Source organism: Thermomonospora cellulosilytica, from assembly GCF_014138835.1.
GTDB classification, from domain to species: Bacteria; Actinomycetota; Actinomycetes; order Streptosporangiales; family Streptosporangiaceae; genus Thermomonospora; species Thermomonospora amylolytica.
The window spans coordinates 4,868,565-4,893,891 of sequence record NZ_JACJII010000001.1; the positions used below are offsets into that span (position 1 = coordinate 4,868,565).

20 protein-coding genes are annotated in these 25,327 nt (G+C 74.6%); 9 read left to right on the forward strand and 11 right to left on the reverse strand.

The window, feature by feature from the left end; all coding sequences use genetic code 11:
• Positions 1 to 27 precede the first annotated feature (27 nt).
• Positions 28 to 3,273 (forward strand): ATP-binding protein, encoded by a 3,246-nt coding sequence (locus HNR21_RS22755; RefSeq protein ID WP_246442301.1) that lies wholly within the window; start codon positions 28 to 30, stop codon positions 3,271 to 3,273.
• A gap of 346 nt (positions 3,274 to 3,619) precedes the next feature.
• Positions 3,620 to 4,546, forward strand: a complete 927-nt coding sequence (locus HNR21_RS36095; RefSeq protein WP_182706780.1) for a S1C family serine protease — start codon at positions 3,620 to 3,622, stop codon at positions 4,544 to 4,546.
• Positions 4,547 to 4,670: 124 nt separating this feature from the next.
• Here HNR21_RS36095 and HNR21_RS22765 read toward each other — a convergent pair whose 3' ends face one another.
• Positions 4,671 to 5,684, reverse strand: coding sequence for an Rv2578c family radical SAM protein (locus HNR21_RS22765; RefSeq protein ID WP_182706781.1), 1,014 nt, complete (start codon positions 5,682 to 5,684; stop codon positions 4,671 to 4,673).
• 132 nt (positions 5,685 to 5,816) lie between these two features.
• Here HNR21_RS22765 and HNR21_RS22770 point away from each other — a divergent pair, with 132 nt between their 5' ends.
• The 3 genes from HNR21_RS22770 (at position 5,817) to HNR21_RS22780 (ending at position 8,803) form a co-directional block, all read left to right on the forward strand.
• Positions 5,817 to 7,418: a glycoside hydrolase family 10-like protein gene (locus HNR21_RS22770; RefSeq protein WP_182706782.1), complete on the forward strand. Its 1,602-nt coding sequence runs from the start codon at positions 5,817 to 5,819 to the stop codon at positions 7,416 to 7,418.
• Between the two features lie 83 nt (positions 7,419 to 7,501).
• Positions 7,502 to 7,690, forward strand: coding sequence for a DUF3040 domain-containing protein (locus tag HNR21_RS22775; RefSeq protein ID WP_119730464.1), 189 nt, complete (start codon positions 7,502 to 7,504; stop codon positions 7,688 to 7,690).
• Between the two features lie 576 nt (positions 7,691 to 8,266).
• Positions 8,267 to 8,803 carry an ATP-binding protein gene (locus HNR21_RS22780; RefSeq protein WP_182706783.1) on the forward strand — a complete coding sequence of 179 codons (537 nt, stop codon included), beginning with the start codon at positions 8,267 to 8,269 and terminating at the stop codon, positions 8,801 to 8,803.
• 33 nt (positions 8,804 to 8,836) lie between these two features.
• On the opposite strand, the gene HNR21_RS22785 is transcribed toward HNR21_RS22780, so the two are convergent.
• Both HNR21_RS22785 and HNR21_RS22790 read right to left on the reverse strand, forming a co-directional pair.
• Entirely contained in the window at positions 8,837 to 9,910 is a 1,074-nt protein-coding gene (locus HNR21_RS22785) for a helix-turn-helix transcriptional regulator (RefSeq protein WP_182706784.1), read from the reverse strand.
• 55 nt (positions 9,911 to 9,965) lie between these two features.
• A complete protein-coding gene (locus HNR21_RS22790) occupies positions 9,966 to 12,899 on the reverse strand; it encodes a hypothetical protein (protein WP_182706785.1) in 2,934 nt (977 codons plus the stop codon).
• Positions 12,900 to 13,018: 119 nt separating this feature from the next.
• Here HNR21_RS22790 and HNR21_RS22795 point away from each other — a divergent pair, with 119 nt between their 5' ends.
• Positions 13,019 to 14,005, forward strand: a complete 987-nt coding sequence (locus tag HNR21_RS22795; protein WP_312881181.1) for an EamA family transporter — start codon at positions 13,019 to 13,021, stop codon at positions 14,003 to 14,005.
• A gap of 27 nt (positions 14,006 to 14,032) precedes the next feature.
• Here the strand turns inward: HNR21_RS22795 and HNR21_RS22800 are convergent, their stop codons facing one another.
• The 5 genes from HNR21_RS22800 to HNR21_RS22820 form a co-directional block, all read right to left on the reverse strand.
• Complete coding sequence (locus HNR21_RS22800; protein WP_182706787.1) at positions 14,033 to 14,704, reverse strand: hypothetical protein; 672 nt, start codon at positions 14,702 to 14,704, stop codon at positions 14,033 to 14,035.
• A gap of 165 nt (positions 14,705 to 14,869) precedes the next feature.
• Entirely contained in the window at positions 14,870 to 15,259 is a 390-nt protein-coding gene (locus tag HNR21_RS22805) for a VOC family protein (protein ID WP_233358704.1), read from the reverse strand.
• Positions 15,260 to 15,408: 149 nt separating this feature from the next.
• Complete coding sequence (locus HNR21_RS22810; protein ID WP_312881182.1) at positions 15,409 to 16,344, reverse strand: carbohydrate kinase family protein; 936 nt, start codon at positions 16,342 to 16,344, stop codon at positions 15,409 to 15,411.
• Complete coding sequence (locus HNR21_RS22815) at positions 16,320 to 17,255, reverse strand: pseudouridine-5'-phosphate glycosidase (RefSeq protein WP_182706788.1); 936 nt, start codon at positions 17,253 to 17,255, stop codon at positions 16,320 to 16,322. Before HNR21_RS22815 ends, HNR21_RS22810 begins: the two co-directional genes overlap by 25 nt.
• A gap of 214 nt (positions 17,256 to 17,469) precedes the next feature.
• Positions 17,470 to 18,219 carry an alpha/beta hydrolase gene (locus HNR21_RS22820; RefSeq protein ID WP_182706789.1) on the reverse strand — a complete coding sequence of 250 codons (750 nt, stop codon included), beginning with the start codon at positions 18,217 to 18,219 and terminating at the stop codon, positions 17,470 to 17,472.
• An 89-nt stretch (positions 18,220 to 18,308) separates the two neighbouring features.
• Between HNR21_RS22820 and HNR21_RS22825 the strand changes: the two genes are divergently transcribed.
• On the forward strand, positions 18,309 to 19,262 hold the full coding sequence (locus HNR21_RS22825) for a helix-turn-helix transcriptional regulator (protein ID WP_182706790.1): 954 nt from the start codon (positions 18,309 to 18,311) through the stop codon (positions 19,260 to 19,262).
• 30 nt (positions 19,263 to 19,292) lie between these two features.
• On the opposite strand, the gene HNR21_RS22830 is transcribed toward HNR21_RS22825, so the two are convergent.
• The 3 genes from HNR21_RS22830 to HNR21_RS22840 form a co-directional block, all read right to left on the reverse strand.
• Positions 19,293 to 20,192: a transposase gene (locus HNR21_RS22830; protein ID WP_182703785.1), complete on the reverse strand. Its 900-nt coding sequence runs from the start codon at positions 20,190 to 20,192 to the stop codon at positions 19,293 to 19,295.
• A gap of 362 nt (positions 20,193 to 20,554) precedes the next feature.
• Positions 20,555 to 22,585 carry an excinuclease ABC subunit UvrA gene (locus tag HNR21_RS22835; RefSeq protein ID WP_220500261.1) on the reverse strand — a complete coding sequence of 677 codons (2,031 nt, stop codon included), beginning with the start codon at positions 22,583 to 22,585 and terminating at the stop codon, positions 20,555 to 20,557.
• Positions 22,586 to 23,247: 662 nt separating this feature from the next.
• On the reverse strand, positions 23,248 to 23,775 hold the full coding sequence (locus HNR21_RS22840) for a pyridoxamine 5'-phosphate oxidase family protein (protein WP_182706791.1): 528 nt from the start codon (positions 23,773 to 23,775) through the stop codon (positions 23,248 to 23,250).
• Between the two features lie 556 nt (positions 23,776 to 24,331).
• Here HNR21_RS22840 and HNR21_RS22845 point away from each other — a divergent pair.
• Together HNR21_RS22845 and HNR21_RS22850 are read left to right on the forward strand one after the other, a co-directional pair.
• Positions 24,332 to 24,907 carry a recombinase family protein gene (locus HNR21_RS22845; protein WP_182706792.1) on the forward strand — a complete coding sequence of 192 codons (576 nt, stop codon included), beginning with the start codon at positions 24,332 to 24,334 and terminating at the stop codon, positions 24,905 to 24,907.
• A gap of 26 nt (positions 24,908 to 24,933) precedes the next feature.
• Positions 24,934 to 25,311 carry a hypothetical protein gene (locus tag HNR21_RS22850; RefSeq protein ID WP_182706793.1) on the forward strand — a complete coding sequence of 126 codons (378 nt, stop codon included), beginning with the start codon at positions 24,934 to 24,936 and terminating at the stop codon, positions 25,309 to 25,311.
• Positions 25,312 to 25,327 lie beyond the last annotated feature (16 nt).

Genomic DNA, 25,327 nt, shown 5'->3' on the forward strand with positions numbered 1-25,327 from the left:
GGTGTTTGGAGGGGATTTGGAGTCGACTTGGAACGGCCCGCGTACGATGTGCGGATCATGGTCTTCGTCCGGGTGCTGGGCGCGTTCGCGACCGAGGTGAACGGTGAGAGCGTTCACCTCGGCGGGCCGCGGCAGCGGGGCGTGCTGGCGTTGCTGGTGGCGGCGCGTGGGCAGGTCGTGCCGGTCGACCGGATGATCGAGGATCTGTGGCGCGGGGAGCCGCCCGCGCGGGCGCTGATGTCCTTGCAGGCGTATGTGTCCAACCTGCGTCGGCTGCTGGAGCCCGGGCGCCCGCCGCGCACGCCGGCCCGGCTGCTGGTGAGCGCGTCGCCCGGCTATGCGCTGCGGCTGCCGCCGGAGTCGGTGGACGCGTGGCGGTTCGAGGACCTGCTCGACCAGGCCCGGACGGTCACCGACCCGCGCGCCGCCCGGGCTCGGCTCGCCGAGGCGTTGGGGTTGTGGCGGGGACCGGCGTTCGCCGAGGTCGCCGACGAGCCGTGGGCCGCCGCCGAGACCGCCCGGCTCAACGAGCTGCGCCTGGTCGCCACCGAGCTGCACGTCGCGGCGGGTCTGCGCATCGGTGACCCTGCCGCGGTGGTTCCCGAGGCCGAGCGGCTCACCCGCGACGAGCCCTTCCGCGAGGAGGGCTGGCGGCTGCACGCTCTGGCGCTGTGGAGCAGTGGCCGCCAGGCCGACGCGCTGGCGACGCTCCGCCGCGCCCGCGGCGTCTTCGCCGAGGAGCTCGGGCTCGACCCCGGCCCGGGCCTGACGGCGTTGGAGGAGGCGATCCTCACCCAGCGCACGGACGTCCTGCGCGAGACCGTGCCCCCGCCACCGCCGCCCGCACCGCCGCCGCGGCCGGCTCCGGTCATCGAGGCGCCGTTCGTCGGACGCCGGGCGGAGCTGTCGGCGCTGGTCACGGCCGCCGCCGAGGCCGCCGCCGACGGAGCCCGCATCGCCCTTGTCACCGGCGAGGCCGGGCTCGGCAAGTCGACGCTGCTGGAACACCTCGGCAGGCGGCTCGAACGTGACGGATGGTTGGTCGCCGTGGGCCACTGCCCCGAGGTCGACAGCGCGCCGCCCGCGTGGGCCTGGACCGAGGCGCTGAGGGCCATCACCGCGGTCACGTCCCCGGGCGAGTTCGCCGACGACCTCGCGCCGCTGCTCACCGACACCGAGCCGGTCAACGCCGACGCCACCGCGGGACGGTTCCGCCTGCGCCGGGCCGTGTGGAAGTGGCTGGCGGCGGTCGCCGCGCAACGCCCGGTCGCCGTCGTGCTGGACGACCTGCACTGGGCGGACGCCGCCACGCTGGAGCTGCTCGGCGGCGGCCTCGGCGTGCGGGCTCCGATCCTGGTCGTCGCCGCGTACCGGGCGGACGAGAGCGGGCACCTCACCGAAACGCTGGCCTCCCTCGCGCGCGCCACGCCCCTCCGCCTGGCGCTGCCGAGGCTGAACGCCGAGGCCGTCGCGCAGCTCGTACGGGCCGAATGCGAGGCCGACGAGGAGACCATCGCAGGGATCGCCGAGCGCACCGGCGGCAACCCGTTCTACGTGCGAGAAAGCGCCCGGCTGCTGAAGGGCGAAGGCGCGCTGGTCGCCCTCTCCGAGGTCCCCGAAGGCGTACGGGACGTCCTCCGCCGCCGGCTCGCGCGCCTGCCCGAGGGAGGCGTGTCCATTCTCCGGCTGGCCGCGGTCGCAGGCCGGGAAAGCTCGGTGGACGTCCTTGTCAAGGCCGCCGACACCGACGAGGACGGCGTGATGGACGCGCTGGACGCGGGCGTCATCGCCGGGCTGCTGAACGAGCCCGCCCCCGGACGCGTCCGCTTCGTCCACGCCCTTGTCAGGGACACGCTCATCGCCGACCTCAGCCGCCTCCGCACAGCCCGTATGCACGCCCGGATCGCCGCCGCTCTCGAAGGAACCGACGACATCGCGGCGCTGGCCCACCACTACGCGCGCGCAGGCTCACCCAAGGCCGTCGGCTACTGCGTCCAGGCCGCCGAGCTCGCCGAGGCCCGCTACGCCCATGACGTGGCGGCCGACCTCCTCACCGACGCCGTCACCAACTCGACCGGACCGGACGAACGGGTCGAACTGCTCGGCAGGCTGCTGCGCGCGCAGATCCGGGCGGGAGCCGTCGCAGCCGCCCGCGAGACACGCCGCCAAGCCGTGGAGTACGCAGAGTCCCTGGGCCGCGACGACCTGATGATCGCCGCATTCACCGCGTGGACGGAGCCGACCCCCTGGCAGGCCCGTACGTACGGCACGGTGGACCGGCCCATCGTCGACCGCCTGCGCCGCCTGCTGAAGCGTGACCTGCCCCCTTCGGTGCGGGCCCGACTCCTGACGGCGTACGCGGACGAGCTGGTCGGCGAGGACGACCCGACCGTTCTGGAGGCGGCGCGGGAGGCACTCGACCTCGCCGCCGGACCCCGGCTGCGGGCCGCGGCACTCCAGGTCCTGGCCCGAGTCCACGGAGACGCCGAGCTCTGCCGGGAGCTGGTGGAGATCGGCACCGAGCACGACCTGCCGGTCTACCGCTTCACCGGGCTGCTCAACCATGCCGGCGTCGCCGCCGCCGCCAACGACCCGGTGACCATGCACCAGGTGACCACCGAGGCCCTGGACCTCGCGCGCACCTACCGGATGCGCGAGGCGATCGCCGTCGCCGAGATCACGCTGGCGACCCTGGCGCTCGTCGAAGGCCGATTCGCCGACGCCGAGCTCCTCTACATCAAGGCCGACGAGGGCATGCGGCGCGCCGGATCGGTGCACGCCGCGGGCTTTCTCCAACTCGCCCTGGCCGTGATCTGGCTGAACGACGGCACGCTGGGCGCGCACCTGGACGACGTGCGCGCCCTCCACGCCGCGCTCGGCCCCATGGTCTGCGACCTGCTCGCGCTCGCCCTCCACGCCAACGGCCTGGACGCCGAAGCCCGCGAGGTCCGCGCGTCACCCGGCCCGATCCGCCCCGACTTCTTCTTCACCTTCCTCACAACGTTGCGTGCGATGGCCATCGTCGCCTTGAACGACCGCGCCGCGGCCGAGGAGATCTACGCGACGCTGCTTCCGCACCGCAACGGCCCCCCGGCGGGCGCCACGAGCCTGGCGGTGGCGCTGCGCCCGGTCGCCCACACCCTCGGCGAGCTGGCCGTCCTCCTCGGCCGCGACCACGAGGCCGCCGCCCACTTCACCCAGGCCGCCGCCATCGCCGACCAATGGAACGCACCCCACTGGGCCGCCGAGGCCCGGTTGCGAACGGCCACCTAGCCTGTGCCCACGGCGCCGCACATCGGTGACACAGAACTCGGACTACCTGTCGCACCGTCCTGCGTCGGCTCGCGTCCGCCCAGCTCGCCGTCCGCCGCGGCGGGAGTGAGTCGGCAACCTCATGTGTCACATCGCCCTGGGGGGAGGCCATCGGGTGTCCGTCGCCGCGTTCCCCGGCCGACCCGGCTCATCCGGTGCCTGCACCCTCGCCGAGCCGCGTGGCGCCGCGCCTCCCGGCGATCAGCTCACGCTCCTCAACGGCAGGTCCGCCTCGCTTGGGCGGCGCTGCCGTCGGCGAGCGACGGTATGTCTTCACGTTCGGGTTTTGCCGTGTAATGCTGTAATCATGGGTGAGCCGCTGGATGCGTACTCGCAGGTGGTGTCGGCGGTGGCGCGGGAGCTGACGCCGAGGGTGGCGGCGTTGCGGGTGCCGCGGCGGGGCGGTGCGGGCGGGGGTTCGGCGGTGGTGTTCGACGCCGCCGGGCTGCTGCTGACGAACGCGCACGTGGTGGGGTCGGCGCGGGAGGGCCGGGCGGCGTTTTCGGACGGGACGGTGACGTCGTTCGAGGTGGTGGGGGCCGACCCGCTGTCGGACCTGGCGGTGGTGCGGGCGGCGGGGGACGTTCCGCCGCCGGCGGTGCTGGGCGACAGCGACGAGCTGGTGGTGGGGCAGCTGGTGGTGGCGGTGGGCAATCCGCTGGGGCTGGCCGGGTCGGTGACGGCGGGGGTGGTCAGCGCGCTGGGCCGGTCGCTGCCGGTGGGCGACGGGCGGGCGGTGCGGCTGGTCGAGGACGTGATCCAGACGGACGCGGCGCTGAACCCGGGCAGTTCGGGGGGTGCGCTGGCCGACGCGCGGGGCCGGGTCGTGGGGGTGAGCACGGCGGTGGCCGGGGTGGGGCTGGGGCTGGCGATCCCGGTGAACGGCACGTCGCGGCGGATCGTGGGGGCGTTGCTGCGCGAGGGCCGGGTGCGGCGGGCGTTCCTGGGCCTGGTGACGGTGCCGGTTCCGGTGCCCGCGGGGTTGCGGGAGCGGACGGGGCGCCGGGAGGCGCTGCGGGTGGCGGAGGTGGTGGCGGGCAGCCCGGCGGAGCGTGCGGGGCTGCGGCGGGGGGATCTGGTGCTGTCGGCGGGCGGGGTGCCGGTGGACCGGGCGCAGGGCCTGCAGCGGCTGCTGTTCGCGGAGGCGATCGGGCGTCCGCTGCCGGTGACGGTGGTGCGCAACGGCGCGATGGTGGACGTGATCGCCGAGCCGGTGGAGCTGACCGGCGTGTGAGCCTCCGGGCGGCCTCACAGCGTGCCCCAAGGACGCGTGGGGTTCATTCACCCCGCGGACCGCTGGAAGCGTTCCGCGGGAGCGCGGCGTGCAGAACGAGCCTGGGCGTGGGGCCGGTGCCGGGTCAGCCGAGGAGGCTGAGCTGCTGGGGGCCGGGCGGCGGAGGCGGTGGTGCGGGCCGGTGGCGGGCGTGGCGGCCGATGCCGTACCTGGCGGCGAGGTCGGCGACCTGGCGGGTGATGCGGTCGCGGTAGGCCTTGGGGGCGTAGGCGCCGCGGGCGTACAGGCGGCGGTAGGGCTCGACGAGGCGGGGGTGGTGGCGCTGCAGCCAGGCCATGTACCACTCGCGGGCGCCGGGCCGCAGATGCAGGGGGATGGCGGTGACGGAGGTGGCGCCGGCGTCGGCGATCTGCCGTACGGCGTTCTCGAGCCGGCGGGGAGAGTCGGTCAGATACGGCAGGACGGGGCCCATGAGGACCGAGCAGCCGATGCCGGCGTCGCCCAGGGCGGCGCAGACCTGCAGGCGGGCGGTGGGGCTGGGAGTGCCGGGTTCGGCCTGGCGCCACAGGTCGTGGTCGATGAAGCCGACCGAGACCGCGACCGAGACGGTGGTGCGTTCGGCGGCCTCGGCCAGCAGCGGCAGGTCGCGGAGGATGAGGGTGCCCTTGGTGAGGATGGAGAAGGGGTTGGCGGTGTCGCGCAGGGCGGCCAGGATGCCGGGCATGAGCCGGTAGCGGCCTTCGGCGCGCTGGTAGCAGTCGACGTTGGTGCCCAGGGCGATGGGGGCGCCGTGCCAGCGGGGATGGGTGAGCTCGCGGCGGGCGAGTTCGGCGGCGTTCACCTTGACGATGATCTTGGAGTCGAAGTCGGCGCCGGGGTCCAGGTCCAGGTAGGTGTGGCTGTTGCGGGCGAAGCAGTACACGCAGGCGTGGGTGCAGCCGCGGTAGGGGTTGATGGTGTGGGTGAAGGGCAGCCGTGAGGCGCGCGGGACGGTGTTGATGATGGTGCGGGCGTGGATCTCATAGAAGGTGACGCCGTGGAAGCCGGGGGTGTCGAAGGTACGGGCGACGGCCCGGCGCCGCAGGAGGGGGAGCGCGGGCCCGGTGTCGTCGGTCAGCCGCAGATGGTCCCAGCGCATGCCTCACCCCCACCCCCAACGATAGAACACGTGTTCGATTTAGGCAAAATTTCGTCTCAGGCGCCTCACTTGACCCACCGATCGGAACGATCCGTACATGGCACTGTTGTCGTTCCGTAAGAATCGGGGGCTATGGCATGGCTAACGGGGAACCAAGCATGCGCAAAGGCGATCGCCGCGCTGGTGGCGACCGGGCTGCTGGCCGGCTGCACCTCGGCCGCCGGTGAGGCCGGCCGCCGCGCGGACGCGCCGGTGGCCCGGGGCGACGCCGAGTGCCCGGGCGTGGACGCGCCCGGCGACTCGCGGCACCGGCAGCTGCGGGGCATGTGGATCGCGACGGTGTCGGGCATCGACTGGCCGCGCGACGTCGCGCACTCGGCCGAGCGCAAGAAGGCCGACTACCGCAAGATGCTCGACCAGGCCAGGGCGCTCGGGATGAACGCGGTGTTCGTGCAGGTCCGCCCGAACGCCGACGCCTTCTACGACTCCCCGTACGAGCCGTGGTCGCAGTGGATCACCGGCACGCAGGGCAAGGACCCCGGGTTCGACGTGCTGAAGTTCTTCGTGGAGGAGGCGCACGCCCGGGACCTGGAGTTCCACGCCTGGTTCAACCCGTACCGGGTGGCGCGCGGCACCGACCGCTCCAAGCTGCACCCCGACAACCCGGCCCGCAAGAACCCCTCGTGGGTGCGCGCCTACGGCGACGGCCTGTGGTACGACCCGGGGATCCCGCAGGTGCGGGAGCTGACCACCAAGGTCGTGCTGGACGTGGTCGACAAGTACGACATCGACGCCGTCCACTTCGACGACTACTTCTACCCGTATCCGGTGGGCGGCAAGGACTTCCCCGACGCCGACACCTACTCCAGGTACGGCGGGGGCCTGAGCAAGGCCGACTGGCGGCGCCGCAACGTCGACACGCTGGTGCGGGAGCTGCACGAAAAGATCCACGACGCCAAGCCGCACGTGCGGTTCGGGATCAGCCCGTTCGGGGTGTGGCGCAACCGCACCAGCGACCCCAACGGGTCGGCGACGCGGGCGCTGCAGAGCTACGACGACATCTACGCCGACACCCGCAAGTGGGTGAAAGAGGGGTGGGTCGACTACATCACCCCGCAGCTGTACTGGGAGATCGGGAACCCGGCCGCCGACTACCGGACGCTGGCGCGATGGTGGGCCGAGCAGGTCGAGGGCACCGGGGTGGAGCTGACGATCGGGCAGGCCTCCTACCGGGCCGGTGAGGCGGGCGCGTGGCGCGGCGCCGCGGAGCTGTCGCGGCACCTGTCGGTCAACGCCGGGCTGCCGCAGATCCGCGGGGACGTGTACTTCAGCGCCAAGGACCTGCTCGGCGACAAGGGCGGGCAGACGTCCCGGCTGCGCAAGGACCACTACCGGACCGCGGCGATCCCCCCGGCCGCCGAGGGCGGCAAGGCCCCCAAGCCGGCCGGGTCGGTCAAGGCCGCCCCCACCGGCGGCGGGGTGAAGGTGTCGTGGCACCTGTCGCCGAGCGAACGGGCCACCTCGTACGCGGTGTACCGGGTGGAGGGCAAGGGACGGGCGTGCGCCCCGGTCGACCCGAAGCGGCTGCTGACGACCGTGCGGGGCGCGTCGATCGTCGACCCCACCGTCAAGCCGGGCGTCACCTACACCTACTACGTGACCGCGCTGGACCGGCGGCACCACGAGAGCGGGCCGGCGCGGGGCGCGACGGTGACCGCCGCCGAAGGCCGATGATCACCGGCCGGTCGGTCCACGGCTAATGATCTTGATGGTGGGGCAGATATCACAGCACCTGCCCACCCCCCGGAGGTTCTCGCATGGCGCTGTCGATGGAGGAGCAGCGGATCCTCGCCCAGATCGAGACGCACCTGGCGCACGACGACCCCAGGCTGGCCGCGCGGCTGTCGGCGCTGCCCCGGCTGCGGCGCCGACGCCGGATGCGGGCGGTCGCGGCGGCGGTGCTGGTGCCGGCGCTGCTGGCGGTGCTGCTCGTGGTGGTGACCTAGGCCGCTCCGCGGGCCGGTTCCGCGCCCGGACGAGGCCGGAACACGCCGAGGCCCCGGCGGGAACGCGCTTCCCGCCGGGGCCTCGGCGTTTGCTCGGGCCGGTGTGGTGGTCGCCTCACGGCGAAAGGCACAACGTGGCTCCTGCCCGGCCGTGCGGCCGGCGGTATTCCACGAAGGCAAAAGGTGCGGCCCGGGGGACACATGCCACACCGGCTCGTCCCACCTTAACGGCATCGGGCCGGTGCCTGTTCCCTCGACCTGCCGTTTCACCCGCGGCGGGCGGTGCGGGTGCGCGCGGGAGGCTCACCGGAAGGTGAGGCCGGTGTGGTCGGGGGGTGCGTTCGCCTTGCCGGGTGTGCACCGCCTGCGGTGCCGCGGCGTCCGAGGAGACGGGCGGACGAAACCGGCGGCGGACGCGGAGCGCACGGCACCGGAAAGGCGACCTTCCGCGCATGGAACGTCGATCTTCCCTGGCGGCCAGATCTGCCCGTCGCGCCCCATCGCCGGGCCCCCACCGGGAACACAGCGGTGTGGAGCCGCGTCCGGCGGCGCCGGGGCGAGGGTGAGGAGCAGGGAGTGGCGATCAGGCGGCTCGGGGCCGAGGGGCGGTCCCCGCACGGCGGGCGCGCCGGCGGGCCGGTCACCGGGCGGACGGCGGGGGAGAACGGGACGGCGGGCTGGGAGGCGTCGTGGGAGCTGGGCGGTGAGGTCACCGCGGCGGCGCGGGCGCGGGCGCTGGTGCGCCGCGCCCTGCTGCTGTGGCGGGTGCCGGACCCGGCCGACGTCGAGGACGCGGTGCTGCTGGTGGACGAGCTGGTCACCAACGCGATCCTGCACGGCACGGGGGAGGTGCGGCTGCGGCTGCGGCTGGACGGGCGGCGGCTGACCGCCGAGGTCGGCGACGACAGTCCCCGCCTGCCGCGGCCGCGGCGCCGCCCGGACGACCAGGTCGACTGGGCCGAGAACGGGCGGGGGCTGATGCTGGTGGCGGCGCTGGCCGACGACCACGGCGCCCGCCCCAACGGGCACGGCAAGGTCGTGTGGTTCGGGCTGCCGCTGCGGCAGGCGGCGCCGGGCCCGGTCACCGCCGGCGGCCTGCCCGTCCGCCACTGACCGCACCGCGCGGCCCCTGGCGGCTCCGCAGGCTCAGGTGCGCAGGGGGCAGTGCTCCACCGGCCCGGGGCGCCCGGGCTCGGCACGGTCCGGTCCGGTGAGGCGGTCCAGATGCCACCGCACGTGCCCCACCGGGCCGTGCGATGCGGTCAGCAGCTCCTCCAGCGGCGCCGAACCGCCGGGGCGGGCCGGGTCGGGCAGCGTCCGCCGCCACAGGCCCGCATCGCAGCCGGCCGCCCACCGGTGCGCGGCGCGCAGCACCATGTGCAGGTCGCGGCCCAGCTCGGCCAGCGACCGCGGCGCCATCGCGTCCTGGATCATCCGTTCCCGCACCGGGTAGGGCAGGTCGTCGTCGAACGCGGCGGGGAACGCCGGCCGGTCCCCGTCCAGCTGCGGGGGCGTGCCGGTGGCGACGGCGCGGACCGCCGCGACCTGCCAGCGGGTCCATTCGGCCAGATGCCCCAGCACCGCCCGGGCGGCCGCGGCGCCCTCCCCGCCCGCCTCGGTGCCGGCGACCAGCTCGGCCAGCCGGGCGTACAGGTCGGTGAAGGCGGCCAGGACGCGGGCGCGGGCGGCGGGGCCGCGCGAGGGGCGCGGCGGCGGCGGTTCCCACAGCAGCGTCAGCAGCTCGTCGATGTCGCGGCGGCGGGTGTGGGGGCCGGCCGGGTAGGCGGCGGCGATCCGGTCGACGCGGAACACCCGCGGGCCCTCCCGCATCCGGCACCAGCCCACCAGGTAGACGCCGTAGGGGGCGATCACCAGGCCGTGGGCCTCCACGTCGCGGCGGGTGCGTTCCCCCGACTCGCCGGTGTGCTCGATCCGCACCACCCGGCCGTGGCGGGCGGCGGCGGCCAGCGCCTCCTCCACCGGCCCGGCGAGCGCGTCGACCGGGGACGGCAGCGGCGGCGGGCCGGGCGCCCGCAGGGCGTAGCCGCGGCCGGGCACCCCGCGGACCGGCAGGCCGTGGCGGGTCAGGTCCTGCAGGTCACGGCGGACGGTGGCGGCGGGAACCCGCAGGCGCCGCGCCAGCTCCGCGGCCGCCACCGGGGCGGGCGCGGCGGCGCGCAGCTCGGCCACCAGGGCCAGCAACCGGTCGGCACGGTCCATACCCCTATGCTGACGCACACCCGGCGCGGCCGGTCAGGCCCCCTCTACGGGAACGTCACGGGCCGGACAGCTCGGCGGCCAGGCCCTCGAAGTCGGCGCCGGTCAGCTCGAGCGCGCCGGCGTCGCCGATCGCCTGGGTGGCGACGGCGCGGCCCAGGTTCCGGTTGCAGGCGTGGTCGAGGTAGGCCTCGATCAGCCGGGCGCCCGTCAGGCGGCCGCGGCCGCGCAGGCCCGGCAGGTCCCGTTCGACGATCCGCCAGGCGCCGGCGTTCAGCACCAGCCGGCGCTCGTCGGCCAGCAGCGCCAGCAGCGCCCGCCGCAGCGTCGGGTCGGCCAGGTCCGGCATCCGCACCGCCCGCAGGTCGGTGACGACCTCCGGGGCGGCCGCCGCCAGGTCGGCCCGCCGGTCGGGGGCGCAGGTGGCCAGCAGGGCGGTGTCGCTGACGCCCTCGGCGCGCGCCCGGTACAGGGCGGTGGCGTAGGCGGGGCCGGCCGCGTCGTCCAGCAGCAGCCGGTCCAGGCCCTCCAGCAGCAGCGTGTGCCCCGAGTGCTCGGCCAGGACGGCGCGCAGCCCGTCGGGGCCGCGGTCGCGCAGCTCGTCGGCGTGCAGGCCGTGCAGCCGGCCGCTGGACACCTCGACCTCGGCGAGCGCCTTGGCGACCATCCGGCCCAGCCGCCGCTGCCCGGTCGACGGCTCGCCGACCAGCAGCAGCGCCGGCATGGAGGCGCTGGAGACCTCCTGGCCGCGCAGCCGCTGCGCCCACTTGCCGCGGCGGCGGACCTCCGACAGCAACCGCTCCACGTCCTCCTCGCCGCACAGGAACCGGATCCCGTACGCCTCGGCGATCCGCACCCCCTCCAGGTCCGGCCGCCCCGCGGCGGGCGCCGACGGCACGGCCGACGAGGCCGACGAAGACGGTGCGGGCGGCGGGTTGTCCGCCATGCGGTAACGGGTGGTGGGCGGGGCCTCACCGGCCTGCCAGGACGGCTGCTCGGCCACCGTCGCGTCCGCAGGCGGCGGGAACGGCTCCACCGGCTGCGCGGGCTCGGCGCCGGGCGGGGCCTGCGGCGTCTGCGGGCCGTCGTGGGCGAACGCCGCCGGGGACGCCCCGCCCTGCCCGGCCCCCCACGGGTCCGGCGGGGACGAGGGCGGTGGGGGCGGCGGGATCCGCGGGAACCCCTCGCCCTCGGCCGCCCCCGCGGACGGCTGGGCGTGGCCGAACGCATCAGATCCGCCGGTGCCCCCGCCGGGCGCGTCACCCGGCGGAGGCGGGTAGGGCGGATAGGGCTGATGGGCGTCCTGGTCGGCCGCCGGGCCCGGCGGCGGCATCCGGTCGTAGGGGTCCGGGCGGCCGCCGGCCGGGTCGTGCGCGGGCGGCGGGTACGGCGGATGCGGCGGGTACGGGTCGTGCCCGCCGGTCTCGGCCTGCGGGGGCGGCGGGGCCGGTTGGAAGGCGTCCGGTCCGGCGACGGCCGTCTCCGCCGCCGGCGGCACCCCCGGCGGGGGCGTGTGCCGCGGCTCGGCCACGGGCGGCGGGGGCGGGGTCTGGTCGGCGGGCGGGACGGGCGGCGGCACCGGGGCGGCGGCCCGTTCGGAGGCCATGTGGGCGCGGGCCGCCTCGATGATCTGCCACGGCGTCAGCTCCCCCGTGCCGCGCGGCGCGGCCGGCGGGCCGTCGGCGAGCGCCGCCGCGGCGGCGGCCGCGACCGCGAACCCGGTCGGCGGGGGCGGGCCGCCCGCCAGCCGGCACCAGGTCAGCCCGAGGGTGTAGGTGGTGGCCAGCAGGTCCTGGAGGGCGGTGGCGTCGCCCGCGCGCAGCTCGTCGGGCAGGCGGCCGTCGCGGGGCCACAGCCGCCGCCCCGGATGCTGCGGGTCGGTCAGCACCGCCTGCACGGTGCGGGCGCCGTCGCCGTCCAGCCACGGCAGCACGGCGTGCACCGCGGCGGGGGCGGCGTGCAGGTCGGCGGCCAGCAGGGCGGCCGCGGCGCGGCGGACCTCGCCGTGGTCCATCGGCCGGCCGGTCAGCCGCACCACCAGCAGCTGCAGGTCGTACAGGGCCAGCCGGAGGAACTCGCCGGGGGAGGCGTCGCGGACCATCGGCAGGGCGTGCTCGGCCGGGCAGCGGCGCCGCCACTCGGTGAGGACGGCGGCGGGGCCGTACCGGGCGGCGGCCATGTCGTGCTGCACCAGCGGCAGGGACGCGGCGGTGATGGCGGCGAGCGCGTCGGCGCCGGGGCTGAAGCGGGCGTCGGCGCGCAGCGCGGCGGCCACGTCGTGCATGACGCGGGCGATGGCGGTGGCGCCCGCCCAGTCCCCGGCGACCAGCCGGCCGGTGTAGTAGCCGACCAGGGTGGCCAGGTCCGGCGGGGTCATCCACCGCAGCCGGTCGGCGGGGGTGGTCAGGTAGGCGGCGAACAGCCGTACCAGGGGGTGCTCGTCGAGGGTGACGGGGGCGCCGGCGCACCACAGCAGCGCGCCCCACGCGGCGGCCAGGGTGCTGGGGGTGTGCGGCTGGAAGGTGGGGTCGGCCAGGGCGAACTGGGCGGCGTTGACGCCGAGCGCGTTGATCTGGATCTGCTCGATGCGGGCCACGACCGCCGGGTCGGGCGGCGGCCCCAGCAGCGCGGCGGTCGCCACCGGCCCGGCGGCCAGGTCGGGGCCGGTGGGCAGCAGCTGCGGGGGGACCGGCGGGTTCCCGGCGCCGCGGGGGGCGGTGAAGACGCGGCGGCGCGCCGACGGGTCCGACGGCGGGGGGCACGGCTGCCAGCCGCCGTCCAGCCCGCACCGGTACCAGCGGCCCCAGGCGCCGAACAGCCACCACTCGCCGGCGCCGGCCAGCATCCGGGAGGTGATCGCCTCGGCCCGCTGCATCGGCGGGGCGGCGGCCCACCAGGGCGCCGACACCATGGCGCGGACCTCGGCCTCGACCGTCGAGAAGGGGTCGTCGGTTCCGGTGCCGGGTCCGGGCCCGGCCGCCTGCCAGCTCACGGGGCGATAGTAGTCGCCTCCGCCGCGGGGACGGGCATCCCGGACGATCTCGATGTAATGACCGTTCCACCTGTATGCTCATGTTCGTTGCGGGTCGGCGGCGCGGAAAGGGGCGCACGGTGGCGGGAACCAAGGCCTGGGGGCTGACGCTGGCGGTGATCTCCTCGATCTGCTTCGGCGCCTCCGGCCCGTTCGGCAAGGCCCTGATCGGCGCCGGGCTGGACCCGCTGCAGGCGGTGTGGGTGCGGGTCACCGGGGCGGCGCTGGTGCTGGTGCCGCTGGTGCTGGTGCTGCGGGGACGGCGGGCCGCGGCCGGGGCGCGCGCCCACTGGCCCGCCCTGGCCGCCTACGGGGCGGTGGCGGTGGCCGCCTGCCAGGGCCTGTACTTCGTGGCCGCCTCCCGGCTGCCGGTCGGCATCGCGATCCTGCTGGAGTTCACCGGCCCGGTGCTGGTGCTGGCGTGGATCGGGCTGGTGCGGCGGGCCCGCGTGCCGCGGGCGGCGGCCGCCGGGGTCGCGATGGCGATGGCCGGGCTGGCGTGCGTGGTGGAGATCTGGTCGGGGATCGGGCTGGACCTGCTCGGCCTGGCCGCCGGGCTGGGCGCCGCCGCCTGCCAGGCCGCCTACTTCCTGCTGGTGGAACGGATGACCGGGCGGGTCGACCCGCTGGTGATGACCGCCGCCGGGATGGTGGCCGGCTCGGTGCTGCTGACCGCCGTCGCCGCCCCCTGGGCGCTGCCGTGGCAGGTGCTCGGCCGGCAGGTCGCCGTCGGCGACCACGCCGCCCCCGGCTGGACGCTGGCCGCCTGGATCATCGTCGTCAGCACCGTACTGGCCTACCTGACCGGGGTGGCGGCCGTGCAGCGGCTGTCGGCGCCGGTCGCCGGCGCCATCTGCTACACCGAGGCCGTCGCCGCCACCGTCATCGCCTGGGCCGCCCTCGGCGAACGCCTCACCACGCCCCAGCTCGTCGGCGGCGTCATCGTCCTGGCCGGGGCGTTCGTCGCCCAGCGCACCGCAGCCTCCCCCGGCGTGCAGGCCCCGCCGCCCGCACCCGTGCCCACCGTCGAACAGGCCGTCGCCGAAAGCGCCCAGGCCGCCCGCTGACCCGGCGGGCCGCCCGTCAGCCGCTCGTCACCGGTCGGGCGCGTCCGCCGGCGGCCCGTCCGGCGGGCCGGCGGGCTCGGTCTCCGGCAGCGACGGCAGCGGGCCCGTCTGGTCGGGGACCGGCAGGCCCGCCGGCGCCGGAGGGAACGACCCCGACAGCGCCAGCGCCGCCTCGCTGACCGGCCGCTGCGCCCCCCGCGACGGCCACAGCTGGATCAGGTAGTGCTCCACGCCCTGCAGCTCCCGCAGCGCCGCCTGGAACTCGGCGCTGAACCCGTCCCGGAACCGGTCCAGCAGCTGGTCGTACAGGCGGGCGATCGCCTCCCGGTGCTGGGCGCGGATCCGCATCCGGTAGCGGCCCACCCCGCCCAGCAGCCGCACCCCGTGCAGCACCGGCTCCCCGGTGACGGTGCTGACCGCCACCGCCCCCCGCAGGTACAGCTCGCCGGACGCCTCGTGCTCCCAGGAGCCCGGACCCGGCGGCGGCTCGGCGTCCCACTCCTCCAGCAGCACCGTCACCTCGACGTCGTCCTGGAGGCTGCCGACCCACATCTGGTCGTAGCCGACCGTCAGCAGCTCCCCGGGCTGCGGCAGCGGCGGCGCCTGCAGGCCGGTCGGGTCGGCGCCGCGATCGTGCACGCGGAAGGCGGCCTTGTCGGGATGGACCCGCACCCCCAGCCGCAGCAGCCTCCGGCTCACCCCGCCATCACCCCCAGCTCACCGTGCGCGCCGCCGGAACACCGCCGGTCGGCGGGACAAATCCTGCCGTATCCCGCGCCGGATGATGGCGGTTTGCCCCATCCGAAGGCGGGCGGCGGTGACCGTCCACACCCCTCGCCGCGCGCCCGCCGGGGCACGGCACCGCTAGCGGCGGACCGGCTGGCCGATCCCCAGCAGGTTGCCCTCGCTGTCACGGAACCAGGCGGCCCGTTCCCCCGTCGCCCCCGTGGAGGGGTAGTGGCCGGTCACCTCCGCGATCCCGTCCACCGTCCGCAGCCCCGGAACGTCGACGTCCTCGAACACCACGCCCCGGTCCCGCAGCCACGCCACCACCGCCTCGATGTCGGTGACCTGCCACGCCATCTGCGTGTGCTCGCCCGACGGCGCGCCGGTGGAGGCGAACACCGCGAACCGGGTGCCGCCGCACTCGTACAGCAGCCCGCCGGGGCGTTCGTCGATGGGCCGCAGCCCCAGCTTGTCGGCGTAGAAGGCGCGCGCCCGCTCCAGATCCCGCGCCGGAAGGCGCGTCGCCACAGGAAAGTCCTCGAGCATGCCCCCACTGTGTCACGCCCGGGCCGACCTCCCGGCGTGTCATCGGCGACCGGCGCACAGTCCGCAGCGGACCGGCGCCTGGGAACCCCCGGGCCGGTCATCGGCCCACGCGCCCTGACCACCGGCCAGGGTCAGCCCGCCGTGCGCGGCGGGGCCGGGGGGCGGCCGCCGACGGCGGTGACCGCGCGGGCCCCGGCGCGGCAGCCGGCCGCCAGGGCGTCCGGGACGGGCGCGCCGGACAGGCGGGCGGTCAGGAAACCGGCGGCGAACGCGTCCCCGGCGCCGGTGGAGTCGACCGCCCGCACCCGCCTCGCCGGGACCTGCGCGACGATCCGCCCGTCCCGTGCGGCGAGCGCGCCGTCGGCGCCGAGCTTGCAGGCCACCAGCCCGTACCGGCCGCTCAGCCGCGCGGCCGCCGCGCGCGGGTCGGGGACGCCGCCCAGCAGGACCGCCTCGTCGCGGTTGGGCAGCAGCACGTCCGCGCCCTCGGTGGCCGCCAGGAACCGGTCCGGCCCCCACCGCCGCAGGTCACCGGCCGAGGCCGGATCGACGCTGACCCCGGCCCCGCGGGCCCGGGCCGCCGCGACCGCGCGTTCGGCCAGCGCCCGCCCGGGCGCGGTGAACAGCACGTACCCCGACACGTGCAGCCAGGCCGCCCCGTCCAGCAGCGCGTCGTCCCAGTCGCCGGGCCCCAGCCGGGCGCCGGCGCCCCGCTGGGTCAGCATCGTGCGCTCCCCGGCCGCGTCCACCATCACGATGATCACCGCGGTGGGGCAGGCGGCGTCGACGCGCAGGTGCGGCCGCACCCCCGCCTCGGCCAGCCGCGCCGCGTGCCAGTCGGCCGCGTCCGCGCCCGCCCGCGCCAGCAGCCGGGCGTCCGCGCCCAGCGCCGCCGCCCACGCCGCCGTGTTGGCCGCCGACCCGCCCGCCCGGACGGTGATCTCGGCGGGCAGGTCCGCGCCGGGCGGCAGCGGCCCGGCGTGCAGCGCGACCACGTCGGTGACGACGTCGCCGACCACCAGCAGGGCGGCGGCCGGGCCGCTCATCGCGTCCCGGCCGCCCAGCACGCGGCGATCTCGGCGGCCAGCCGCACGTTCCCGCGCACCGCCGCCAGGTTCGCCTCCAGCGACGCGCCGCCGGTGGCGCGGACCAGGTGGTCCAGCAGGAACGGGGTGGTGGCCTGCCCGGTGACGCCCTGGCGTTCGGCGGCGGCCAGCGCCTCGGCCAGCACCCGGTCGTGCAGGTCCGGGTCCAGTTGCAGTTCCTTGGGCACCGGGTTGGCCAGCACCAGCGCCGCCGGCGGCCCGTCCAGGGCGTCCTGGGCGCGCATCACCGCCGCCACCTCCTGCGGGCCGGTCAGCGTCCAGTCCACCGGCTCACCGGAGGAGTGCAGGTAGAAGCCGGGGAACGTGTCGGTGCGGTATCCGGCGACCGCCACGTTCAGCGTCTCCAGCCGCTGCAGCGTCGCCGGAACGTCCAGGATCGACTTGACCCCCGCGCACACCACCGTGATGCGGGTGCGGGCCAGCAGCGCCAGGTCCGCCGACTCGTCCCAGCTGTCGGCCCACCCCCGGTGCACCCCGCCCAGCCCGCCGGTGGCGAACACCCGGATCCCGGCGCGGGCAGCCAGGAACGCCGTCCCCGACACCGTCGTGGCCCCCGACGACTTCGTCGCCGCCGCCGGCGCCAGGTCGCGGTAGCCGAGCTTGCGCATCTGCGGGTCGGCTGCCACCCGTTCCAGCTCCGCCTCCTCCAGCCCCACGTGCGCGACGCCGTCCAGCACCGCGATCGTCGCCGGCACCGCCCCGCCGGCCCGGACCAGGTCCTCCAGCTCCCGCGCCACCTGCAGGTTCCGCGGCCGTGGCAGCCCGTGCGCGATGATCGTGGATTCCAGCGCCACCACCGGCAGGTCCCGCTCCAGCGCGTCGGCGACCTCCGGCGACACGACGAGCCCGGCAACGTCGGGCGACTCGGGCATCGACACTTCCCCCCATCACGACGATTGTCCGCCGGTCCTCGGCAACCAGCGGAAACCGACGTTATCGGCATCCACCCCAAAGCCGCGAAACGGCCACAAGGACCCGGAACACCGAAGGTCGATCAAGGAGGTGGGGGAGCGGGAGAGCGCGGCGGCCCGGCCGCTTTCGGGCGCGGGGCCGCACCCACCCTGACAGTGGCCCCGCGCCCCGGCGTCAGGCCAGGTCGGCGAGCAGGTCGGCCAGGTCGGCCGGGCGGGACAGCATCGGCCAGTGGCCGGTCGGCAGCTCCAGGTGGCTCCACTCCGGGCCGGTCATCGCCGCGAACACCGGGTTCCCGCCGGCGGCCAGCTCCTTGACCAGCGGCAGCGGGATCGACGTCGCGATCATCGTCTTGGGGGTGTCCGGCAGCCGGTCCGGGCGCAGCAGCGGCTGGGTCGCCGTCCGGTACGGCTGCGGGGTGGCGCGCTCGCGCAGCTCGGCCAGCCGCTCGGGCGACAGGCCCGCAAGACCCGCCGGGTCGGCGGCCGGGTCGAACGGCGGGGGCGGCATCATCACCCCGCCGCCCTCCTCGGCGACCCGCCGCTCGGTCTCGGCGCGCTCCTCGGGGTCCAGGAAGTCCTGCTGCGCCATCCCCGACGGCAGCGGCGCGGTGTCCACGTACACCACGCGGGCCAGCCGTTCGGGGATGCGGTCGGCGGCGCCGGTGACCGGCATGGCGGCGCCGCTGTGCGCCACCAGCACCACGTCCCGCAGGTCCTCGCCCTCGATCAGGGAGACCAGGTCGTCGATGTGGGTGTCCAGGTCCACCTCGGCGGCGGCCCGGATGTCCTGGGCGGCCCGTTCGGCCAGGCCCGTCAGCGTCACCGCGTGCACCCGGTGGCCGGCCGCGCGCAGCCGGCCGGCCACCTCGTCCCACGCCCACGCGCCCAGCCAGTACCCGGGGACCAGCACGTACGTCGCCATCGTCGGTTCCTTCCGCCGTCTTCCTCCGCGTTCATGACGACCCTAGGATCAATACCGGACAGTCTCCGCCCAGATAAAGGGAGTGACCTGTGTCACATCCGCTGACGCGGGTGCTGGCGCTGCTGGAGCTGCTGCAGGCCCGCCCCGGCATCGGCGGCGCCGAGCTGGCGCGGCGCCTGGACGTCGACGAGCGCACCGTCCGCCGCTACGCCGCCCGCCTGGCCGCCCTGGGCGTGCCCGTCGTCGCCGACCGCGGCCGGTACGGCGGATACCGCCTGGCGCCCGGCTACAAGCTGCCGCCGCTGATGCTCACCGACGACGAGGCCGTCGCGGTGGTGCTCGGGCTGCTGGCCGCGCGGCGCCTGGGCCTGCCCGGCGACGCCGCCGCCGCGGCGCTGGCCAAGGTGCAGCGGGTGCTGCCGGCCGCGCTGCGCGACCGGGTCCAGGCGCTGGAGCAGACCCTGGCGTTCACCCTCGCCGAACGCGACGGCACGGCCCCCGCCACCGCCGCCCTGCTGACGCTGGCCGCCGCCGCCCGCGACCGGCGGCGCACACGGATCCGGTACCGGTCCTGGCGCGGCGGCGACAGCGAGCGCGACCTGGACCCGCACGGGCTGGTGCTGCACTCCGGCCGCTGGTACGTCACCGGCCACGACCACCGCAGCGGCCAGATCCGCACGTTCCGCGTCGACCGGATCGCCTCGGCCGAGCCGCGGCCCGAGACGTTCACCGTGCCCGACGGCACCGACCCGGCCGCGCACCTGACCGCCTCCCTGGCCGCCGTCCCCTACCCGCACCTGGTGCGGGTGCGGCTGGAGACCACGTTGGCGCAGGCGCGCCGCCGCATCCCCGCCACCCTCGGCGTCCTCACCGAGGACGGCGGGGGAGTGCTGCTGGAGGCGCGGGTGCAATCCCTGGAAGGAATGGCGGTCATGCTCGCCGGGCTCGGCTGGCCGTTCGTCGTCTGCGAGCCCGACGAGCTGCGGCGGCACATCCGCGACCTGGCCGACACGCTGCGCGCCCAGGCCGACCGGACGCCCTAGATCGTTGATGGGGGTTGTTGGGGCTGAGGTTCAGTGGTCGTAGGCGGTCAGTGATCGCTTGACCGGTGCGTCGATCAGCCAGTTGTGCCAGATTGCGGCGTTGAGCGCGCAGATGCGCTGGCACAGACGTGTCCATAGCCCTTCGGTGGTGCGGGCCTGGTGGCGTTCCAGTCCGAGCTGGTTCTTCAACGTCCAGATCACCGCCTCGATCCGCTGGCGCAGCCAGGCCGGGAACATCGCCGTCTGAGAACGGGGCTCGTCGGCGCGGACGGGGCGGATCAGCACATGGCCCAGATCGGCGGCGGCCTTCTCCACCCCGGCCCCGGCAAAGCCCTTGTCGCACACGATCGGGCACGGCCCGGGCGCGGGCGGGGCAACCTGCAGCAGATGCACCGCCTGCACCCGCTCGTCCAGCTCCTTGGGGTGGGCCAGGCTGAAGGCGCACACCGCGCCCTCGGCGGTGGTGATCAGCATCAGCTTGGCGCCCCAGTAGAAGGCGTGGTGCGAGGTGTCCATGCCATAGCCGGCGATCTCGCCCAGCCCCGAGCGGTGCACGGTGGTGCGCGAGGCGCCGCAGCGCACCGGGGTGCCGTCCATCAACCGCAGCCGCTCATGCCAGGACGGAACCCGGCGCACCAGCCACATCGACGCGGCCAGCAGGGCCGGGGCCGCATCACGCAGGTGCCGGTTGTACTCGGACTGGCCCGGCAGCCGCGGGAACAGGTGCCCGATCCTGCCCGGCGCCGTCCGCAGCCACCGGCGCTCGGAATCGCACCCCAGCAGCACCTGCGCCACGGCGACGCAGACCAGCTCGGCATCGGTCAGCAGCCGCTCGGGACCGCGTCTGCGCCGGCGGGCGGCCGATGGCAGGACATGGTCGTCCAGATGGACGTAGAGTGCGGTCAGAAGGGCGTCCAGGTTTGTCTTCACACACTGATCATGGGCGCCCTTCGCCGTGTCCACCACCGGTTCAGCAAACCCCATCAACGATCTAGGCCAGCGAGGAGGATCGGACCGGATTTTGGCGGTACCAGCGTTGCGGAACAGAGGGTGGCAACGTGGGAGCCATGAACGAGACACCGGACTCGGCTGCGGCGACCTACGAGGATCTGCTGCGCCAGACCCGCCGGATCTACCGTGAGCTGGAGCGGTACGGGGCTCGGAGGGAATCGGAACGGAAACCCCCGTTAGTGGAGTTCTCGGAGGTCCGATAGGAATCTCCAGTTGCCTTCGGGCCAGGAGTGCCCTTGGGGAACAAGGGCAGGACGTGACGCGAGACGCGCGCTGGCCCTTCAGCAGCCGTTTTCCCGCACCTCCAGGAGTGGCAGGCCCGCCGCGTACCGGCGGAAGAAACCGGCGGTCGGGGTGTCCGTCGTCGCGACGGTGTCCGGGGTGCCCTCCGCGACCACCGTGCCCCCGTCCGGGCCGGCTCCCGGCCCCAGGTCGATCACCCAGTCCGCGGACGCGGCGACGGGGATGTCATGTTCGGCCACGACGACGGTGTTGCCCGAGTCGAGCAATGCATCGAGCGCGTCCACCACACGCTGGATGTCAGACGGGTGCAGGCCCGAGACGGGCTCGTCGAGAACGATGAGGCCCGCCTTGCGGCTTGCGGCACCGCGCTGGATTGCGGACGCCAGCTTCAGCCGCTGCGCCTCGCCGCCGGACAACTCTGTGGCGCTCTGGCCGAGTTGGAGGTAGCCAAGTCCGACCTGGTTCAAGGCTCCCAGAGTCTCCGCGAGCTGCCGGGGCTCGGAGAACCGCTCTCCGGCCTCGGCAACGGTCAGCTCCAGCACCTGATCGATGGCCAACCCCTGATACCTGATCTCCAATGCCTCTGGCTTGTAACGTCGGCCCTCGCACGCGTCGCAGACCACCCACACATCCGGCAGAAAGTGCATGTCGACCAGCTTGCGGCCGTAACCGGTGCAGGTCTCGCAGCGGCCGCCTTCCGTGGTGTTGAAGCTGAACCAGGAGGCGTTGACTCCGCGCCCGCGCGCCACGTCGGTCTCGGCGAACAGCTTGCGGACGATGTCGAACGCCTTGCTGTAGGTAGCCGGGTTGGACCGCGGCGTCCGCCCGAGCGGTTCCTGATCGACGACGGCGACCCAGCCGAACCCCTCGAGGCCGGTCACCTCCCGCACCGTGTCGGTCGCGGTCCCGTTCAGGGCGGCCTCCACGCTCGCCCCGAGCGCGCCGAGCAGGCTGCTCTTGCCGCTGCCGCTCACCCCGGTCAGGCAGGTGAGCCGACCGGCGGGGAAACGCACCAGGTCCGCGGTCACGTTGTGGGCACGCAGGCCGTGCAGCTCCACCCAGCCGGTGTCGTCCCCGGCCGGGCGGCGGGTCCGGCGCAGCCGCGGCCCCTCACCGGCCAGATAGCGCCCGGTCAGCGACTTCGGGTGAGCGGCCGCGGCGGCGGGAGGCCCCGACACCAGGACCTCACCGCCGAGGCGGCCCGCGCCGGGCCCCATATCGATCACCCAGTCGGCCCGGGCGATCAGCTCAGGGTCGTGCTCGACCAGGAGCACCGTGTTGCCGGCCTCGCGCAGCTCCAGGGCGATGTCGAGCAGGTGCGCCTTGTCCGCCGGATACAGCCCGGTCCCGGGCTCGTCCAGGACGAAGACGATGCCGCTCAGCTCGGTGCTGAGCTGCGCGGCGAGCCGGGTCCGCTGCAGCTCACCCCCGGACAGCGTCGCCGCGCTCCGGGACAGCTGGAGATGGGCCAGGCCGAGCCGGTCAAGGATTCCGAGCCTGCGGCCCAGGTCCTGCAGCAGCGGCTCACCCACCTCGCGCTGCCGGGCGTCCAGGTCGTCCGCCACACGCTTCGCCCAGTCGCGTACCTCCCGTACTTCCACCGCGAGCAGGTCGGGGTAGGTCAGCCCGCCGAGCCGCACGGACCGGGCCACCTGGTCGTACCCGCTGCCGCCGCAGGTGCCGCAGGGCTGCTTGCGCATGTACGGCAGGTAGCGCTGCTTGGCGCTGGGAGTCTGGGCGTTCACGAACACCCGCTCCACCTCGGCGAGCGCGCCCCGCAGCGGCTGGCTCGAGGTGTAGGTCATCCGGGCCGTCTCGTTCTTGTTCGGCATGTCGACGGTCGCCTCGACCTTCTCCTCACCCGTGCCGTACAGCACGCAGTGACGGAACTCCTTAGGCAGCGACTGCCACGGCCGGCCGAGGTCCACGCCCCGCTTCTCGGCGAGCGCCGGCACGAACGCGTGCTCCCCCGACCGCCACTTCGCGAACCAGGGCGAGGCGCCCTCGAAGAGCGGAAGCTCCGGGTGGATGATGATCAGGTCCTCCTGCGCCTGCCAGCGCCCGCCCACCCCCGTGGCAGTCCACGCAGCTCCCTTCTGGTGTATTGCGGTCGAAGTGAGCGGTCGTCAAGGGCCCGTCCCCACTCTCCGCCGCCGGGGCCGCGCCGATCCCCGGAAGGCGCGAGTACAGCAGCCCCAGGTGCCCGTCGATGCCGGTGATCGTCGCGACCGTGGAGCGGGGGTTGCGGTTCAGGCGGCGCTGGTCGACCGCGAGCGTCGCGCCGAGTCCCAGGATGCGGTCGACCTTCGGCCGATTGCGCTGGGTGATGTACTGCCGCACGAACGGCGAAAGTCCCTCCAGATACCGCAGTTGGGCCTCGTTGTGCAGAGTGTCGATGGCCAGCGAGGTCTTGCCGCTGCCGCTCACTCCGGTGAAGGCGACGAGCCGCCCCTTGGGGATGCTCACCGACACGTCCCGCAGATTGTTGGTACGAGCCCCCACCACGTCGATGGTCTCGCGCCCCATACTCGCGACGTCCCGTACGAATACACTCAACCTTCGTTCCACCCTCTCGCAACGCAGCAGGGCATGGGCGGCCAGGCCCCACCCATGCCGAACAAACCGATCACGCCACTACGCGACGGCCACTCGTCACCAATGGCGCCGAGCGGCCGCTTCACCAGATCTGTCGGCCAGCAGGTGGCCGTCCCGATACGGCCCGTGCCGCCGATCAGGACCGGGACACCGCAGTGAGCTTGGCGATATCGGGGGCGTAGACGCTCATCCAGTGCGGATGCAGCCGGTAGTAGACCACGTCGTCGTCCCAGTCGGAGTCGTCGCCGTAGAAGTCCTTGAGGTAGGCGAGCAGGTCCGGCCAGTCCGCGGCCGGCTCGCCGTGCTGGGGGTTGAGGATCTCCACCGTGCCGTGCGTGAACACGCCCAGGTCCTCACCGCGCATGTGCGCGGCGCTGACGGCCGGGCGGGCGGCCAGGTGGCGGGCCTTGGCGGCACCGCGCGCCGTGCCGAAGTGCCACTTGCCGTGCAGGAAGTGCCCGTCCACGCCGCTGATCCGCGGTTCGCCCTTCGCCGTCACGGTGGCCAGGGCCAGGGTGCACATGCCGGTGAGGACCCCGGTGAGCTGCTCCGCGGTCAGTGTGCTCCCGGTGTTGATGATCGAGCGGAGGTGCGAGGTGGAGCGGGACAGAGAGGCGTCCAGCAGGGCCTGCAGCTCTTCGAGATCTTCTCGCGTTTCGCGCATGGAGCTCCTCCTTGTCTGTTCGTGGGATCCGGTCCGCGTCCACCATCGGCGCCGACCGGTGAACCCATGATCGCCTTAAAACCTGACACCTTGCGTCAGGTTTTCATCCGTCCTGCGGACGCCACCGGGCCGTCTGGCCGACGTCCTTCTTCCGAACGTGTCCCCGGCCGCCAGGTAGGCGAGCGGTCGGTCAAGTCGTCTCGATGATGACGGCCCGCCAGTCTTGTGGCTGAGGTGGCGGCCGTTATGGCCTAGAACTCCCGAAGCCACGGCGAGCCGCAAAGTAGGCCGCTGGTGATCGCTGGCTGCGGAGTGTTACCGCCGCCTGCCGTGCCGATGGGTCGGGCAGTGGGTCGGCCAGCGCGGTACGGACGGCGGCCCGTCCGGGCGTTCATCTAACGAGCGTTTGACGAACGCTCGCCGGACACGCACCTGGGCCGCGCCAGATGTACTGCGAGTCCGATTCGAGCGTTCATTTGGCCGTTCATTTTCCGGTTGTGTCCGCTAGGGTTCATCTACCTCGCGCAGCACGTTTGATGAACGGAAGGCGGTCGTCGTGGCGCTCATCGGTCTGGTCCGGGTCAGCACCGACAAGCAGAACACCCAACGGCAACACGACGCCCTCGACCCCATCTGCTGGAAGGTCGTCGAAGAGAAGATCAGCGGCAAGCTGAAGACCGACGACCGGCCCGCGCTCCTGGAGGCGCTGTCCCACATCCGCGACGGCGACATGCTCACCGTCCAGGAGGTCGATCGCCTCGGCCGCAACCTCCTAGAAGGACTGATCGTCCTCAACGACCTGTTCCAGCGCGGCATCGCCGTCAAGGTCCTGGACGGTATCGCGGCCGGAGAGCACACCGAACGCTCCCTCATCCTCGACCTGGCCCTCGCCCTGGCCGAGGACCGCCGCCGCGACATCGTCCGCAAGACCAACAACGGCCTGGAAGCCGCCCGCAGACGCGGACGCGTCGGCGGCCGGCGGCCCGTCGTTGACGCCGACAAACGCGCTGCCATCCTGGACCGCCGCAAGCGCGGCCAATCCATCCGCACCATCGCCGCCGGCGTGGGTGTCTCCGTCGACGTCGTCCACAAGACCCTCACCGACGCCAGGCAGCAAGAGCAGCAGCCGTAGCGCACGAGGGTGGGGAGGATGGGCCCATGAGTACTGCGGGCAAGCGGTTCACCTACCTCGATCCCGAGGAAATGGATGCGCTCATCGGCCCCCCGGCCCGGCGATACGACGAGATCACCGAGTTGTGGGACACCCTCCTGCTCAAAGAGAGCGAGCTGGCGAAGGCCGAGGTGATCCTCAGCGCGATGAAGGCCCTGGTCATCTTCACGGTGCTCCCCGACTCCCAGGCGGCGGCCGCCGAGGCCACCCGGCATCTGAACCGCCTGTACGAGCACGAGGGCGATCTGGGAGACCAGCGTCTGCGCCAGCACCAGCGCCAAGGCGGGATCGGAGCCGCCCTGGCACACCTGTGGAACTCCTATCTGGACCTGGTGGAAGACCCGTCGATCCCTCGAAAGAAGTAGGCCGCGCAGAGTGCCC

Bases quoted from the DNA above. Each gene is read 5' to 3' on its own strand.
- HNR21_RS36095 (WP_182706780.1), top strand. From the start codon at position 3,620: ATGGGTGAGCCGCTGGATGCGTACTCGCAGGTGGTGTCGGCGGTGGCG.
- HNR21_RS22765 (WP_182706781.1), bottom strand. From the start codon at position 5,684: ATGCGCTGGGACCATCTGCGGCTGACCGACGACACCGGGCCCGCGCTC.
- HNR21_RS22770 (WP_182706782.1), top strand. From the start codon at position 5,817: ATGGCATGGCTAACGGGGAACCAAGCATGCGCAAAGGCGATCGCCGCG.
- HNR21_RS22775 (WP_119730464.1), top strand. From the start codon at position 7,502: ATGGCGCTGTCGATGGAGGAGCAGCGGATCCTCGCCCAGATCGAGACG.
- HNR21_RS22785 (WP_182706784.1), bottom strand. From the start codon at position 9,910: ATGGACCGTGCCGACCGGTTGCTGGCCCTGGTGGCCGAGCTGCGCGCC.
- HNR21_RS22815 (WP_182706788.1), bottom strand. From the start codon at position 17,255: ATGCCCGAGTCGCCCGACGTTGCCGGGCTCGTCGTGTCGCCGGAGGTC.
- HNR21_RS22820 (WP_182706789.1), bottom strand. From the start codon at position 18,219: ATGGCGACGTACGTGCTGGTCCCCGGGTACTGGCTGGGCGCGTGGGCG.
- HNR21_RS22840 (WP_182706791.1), bottom strand. From the start codon at position 23,775: ATGCGCGAAACGCGAGAAGATCTCGAAGAGCTGCAGGCCCTGCTGGAC.
- HNR21_RS22850 (WP_182706793.1), top strand. From the start codon at position 24,934: ATGAGTACTGCGGGCAAGCGGTTCACCTACCTCGATCCCGAGGAAATG.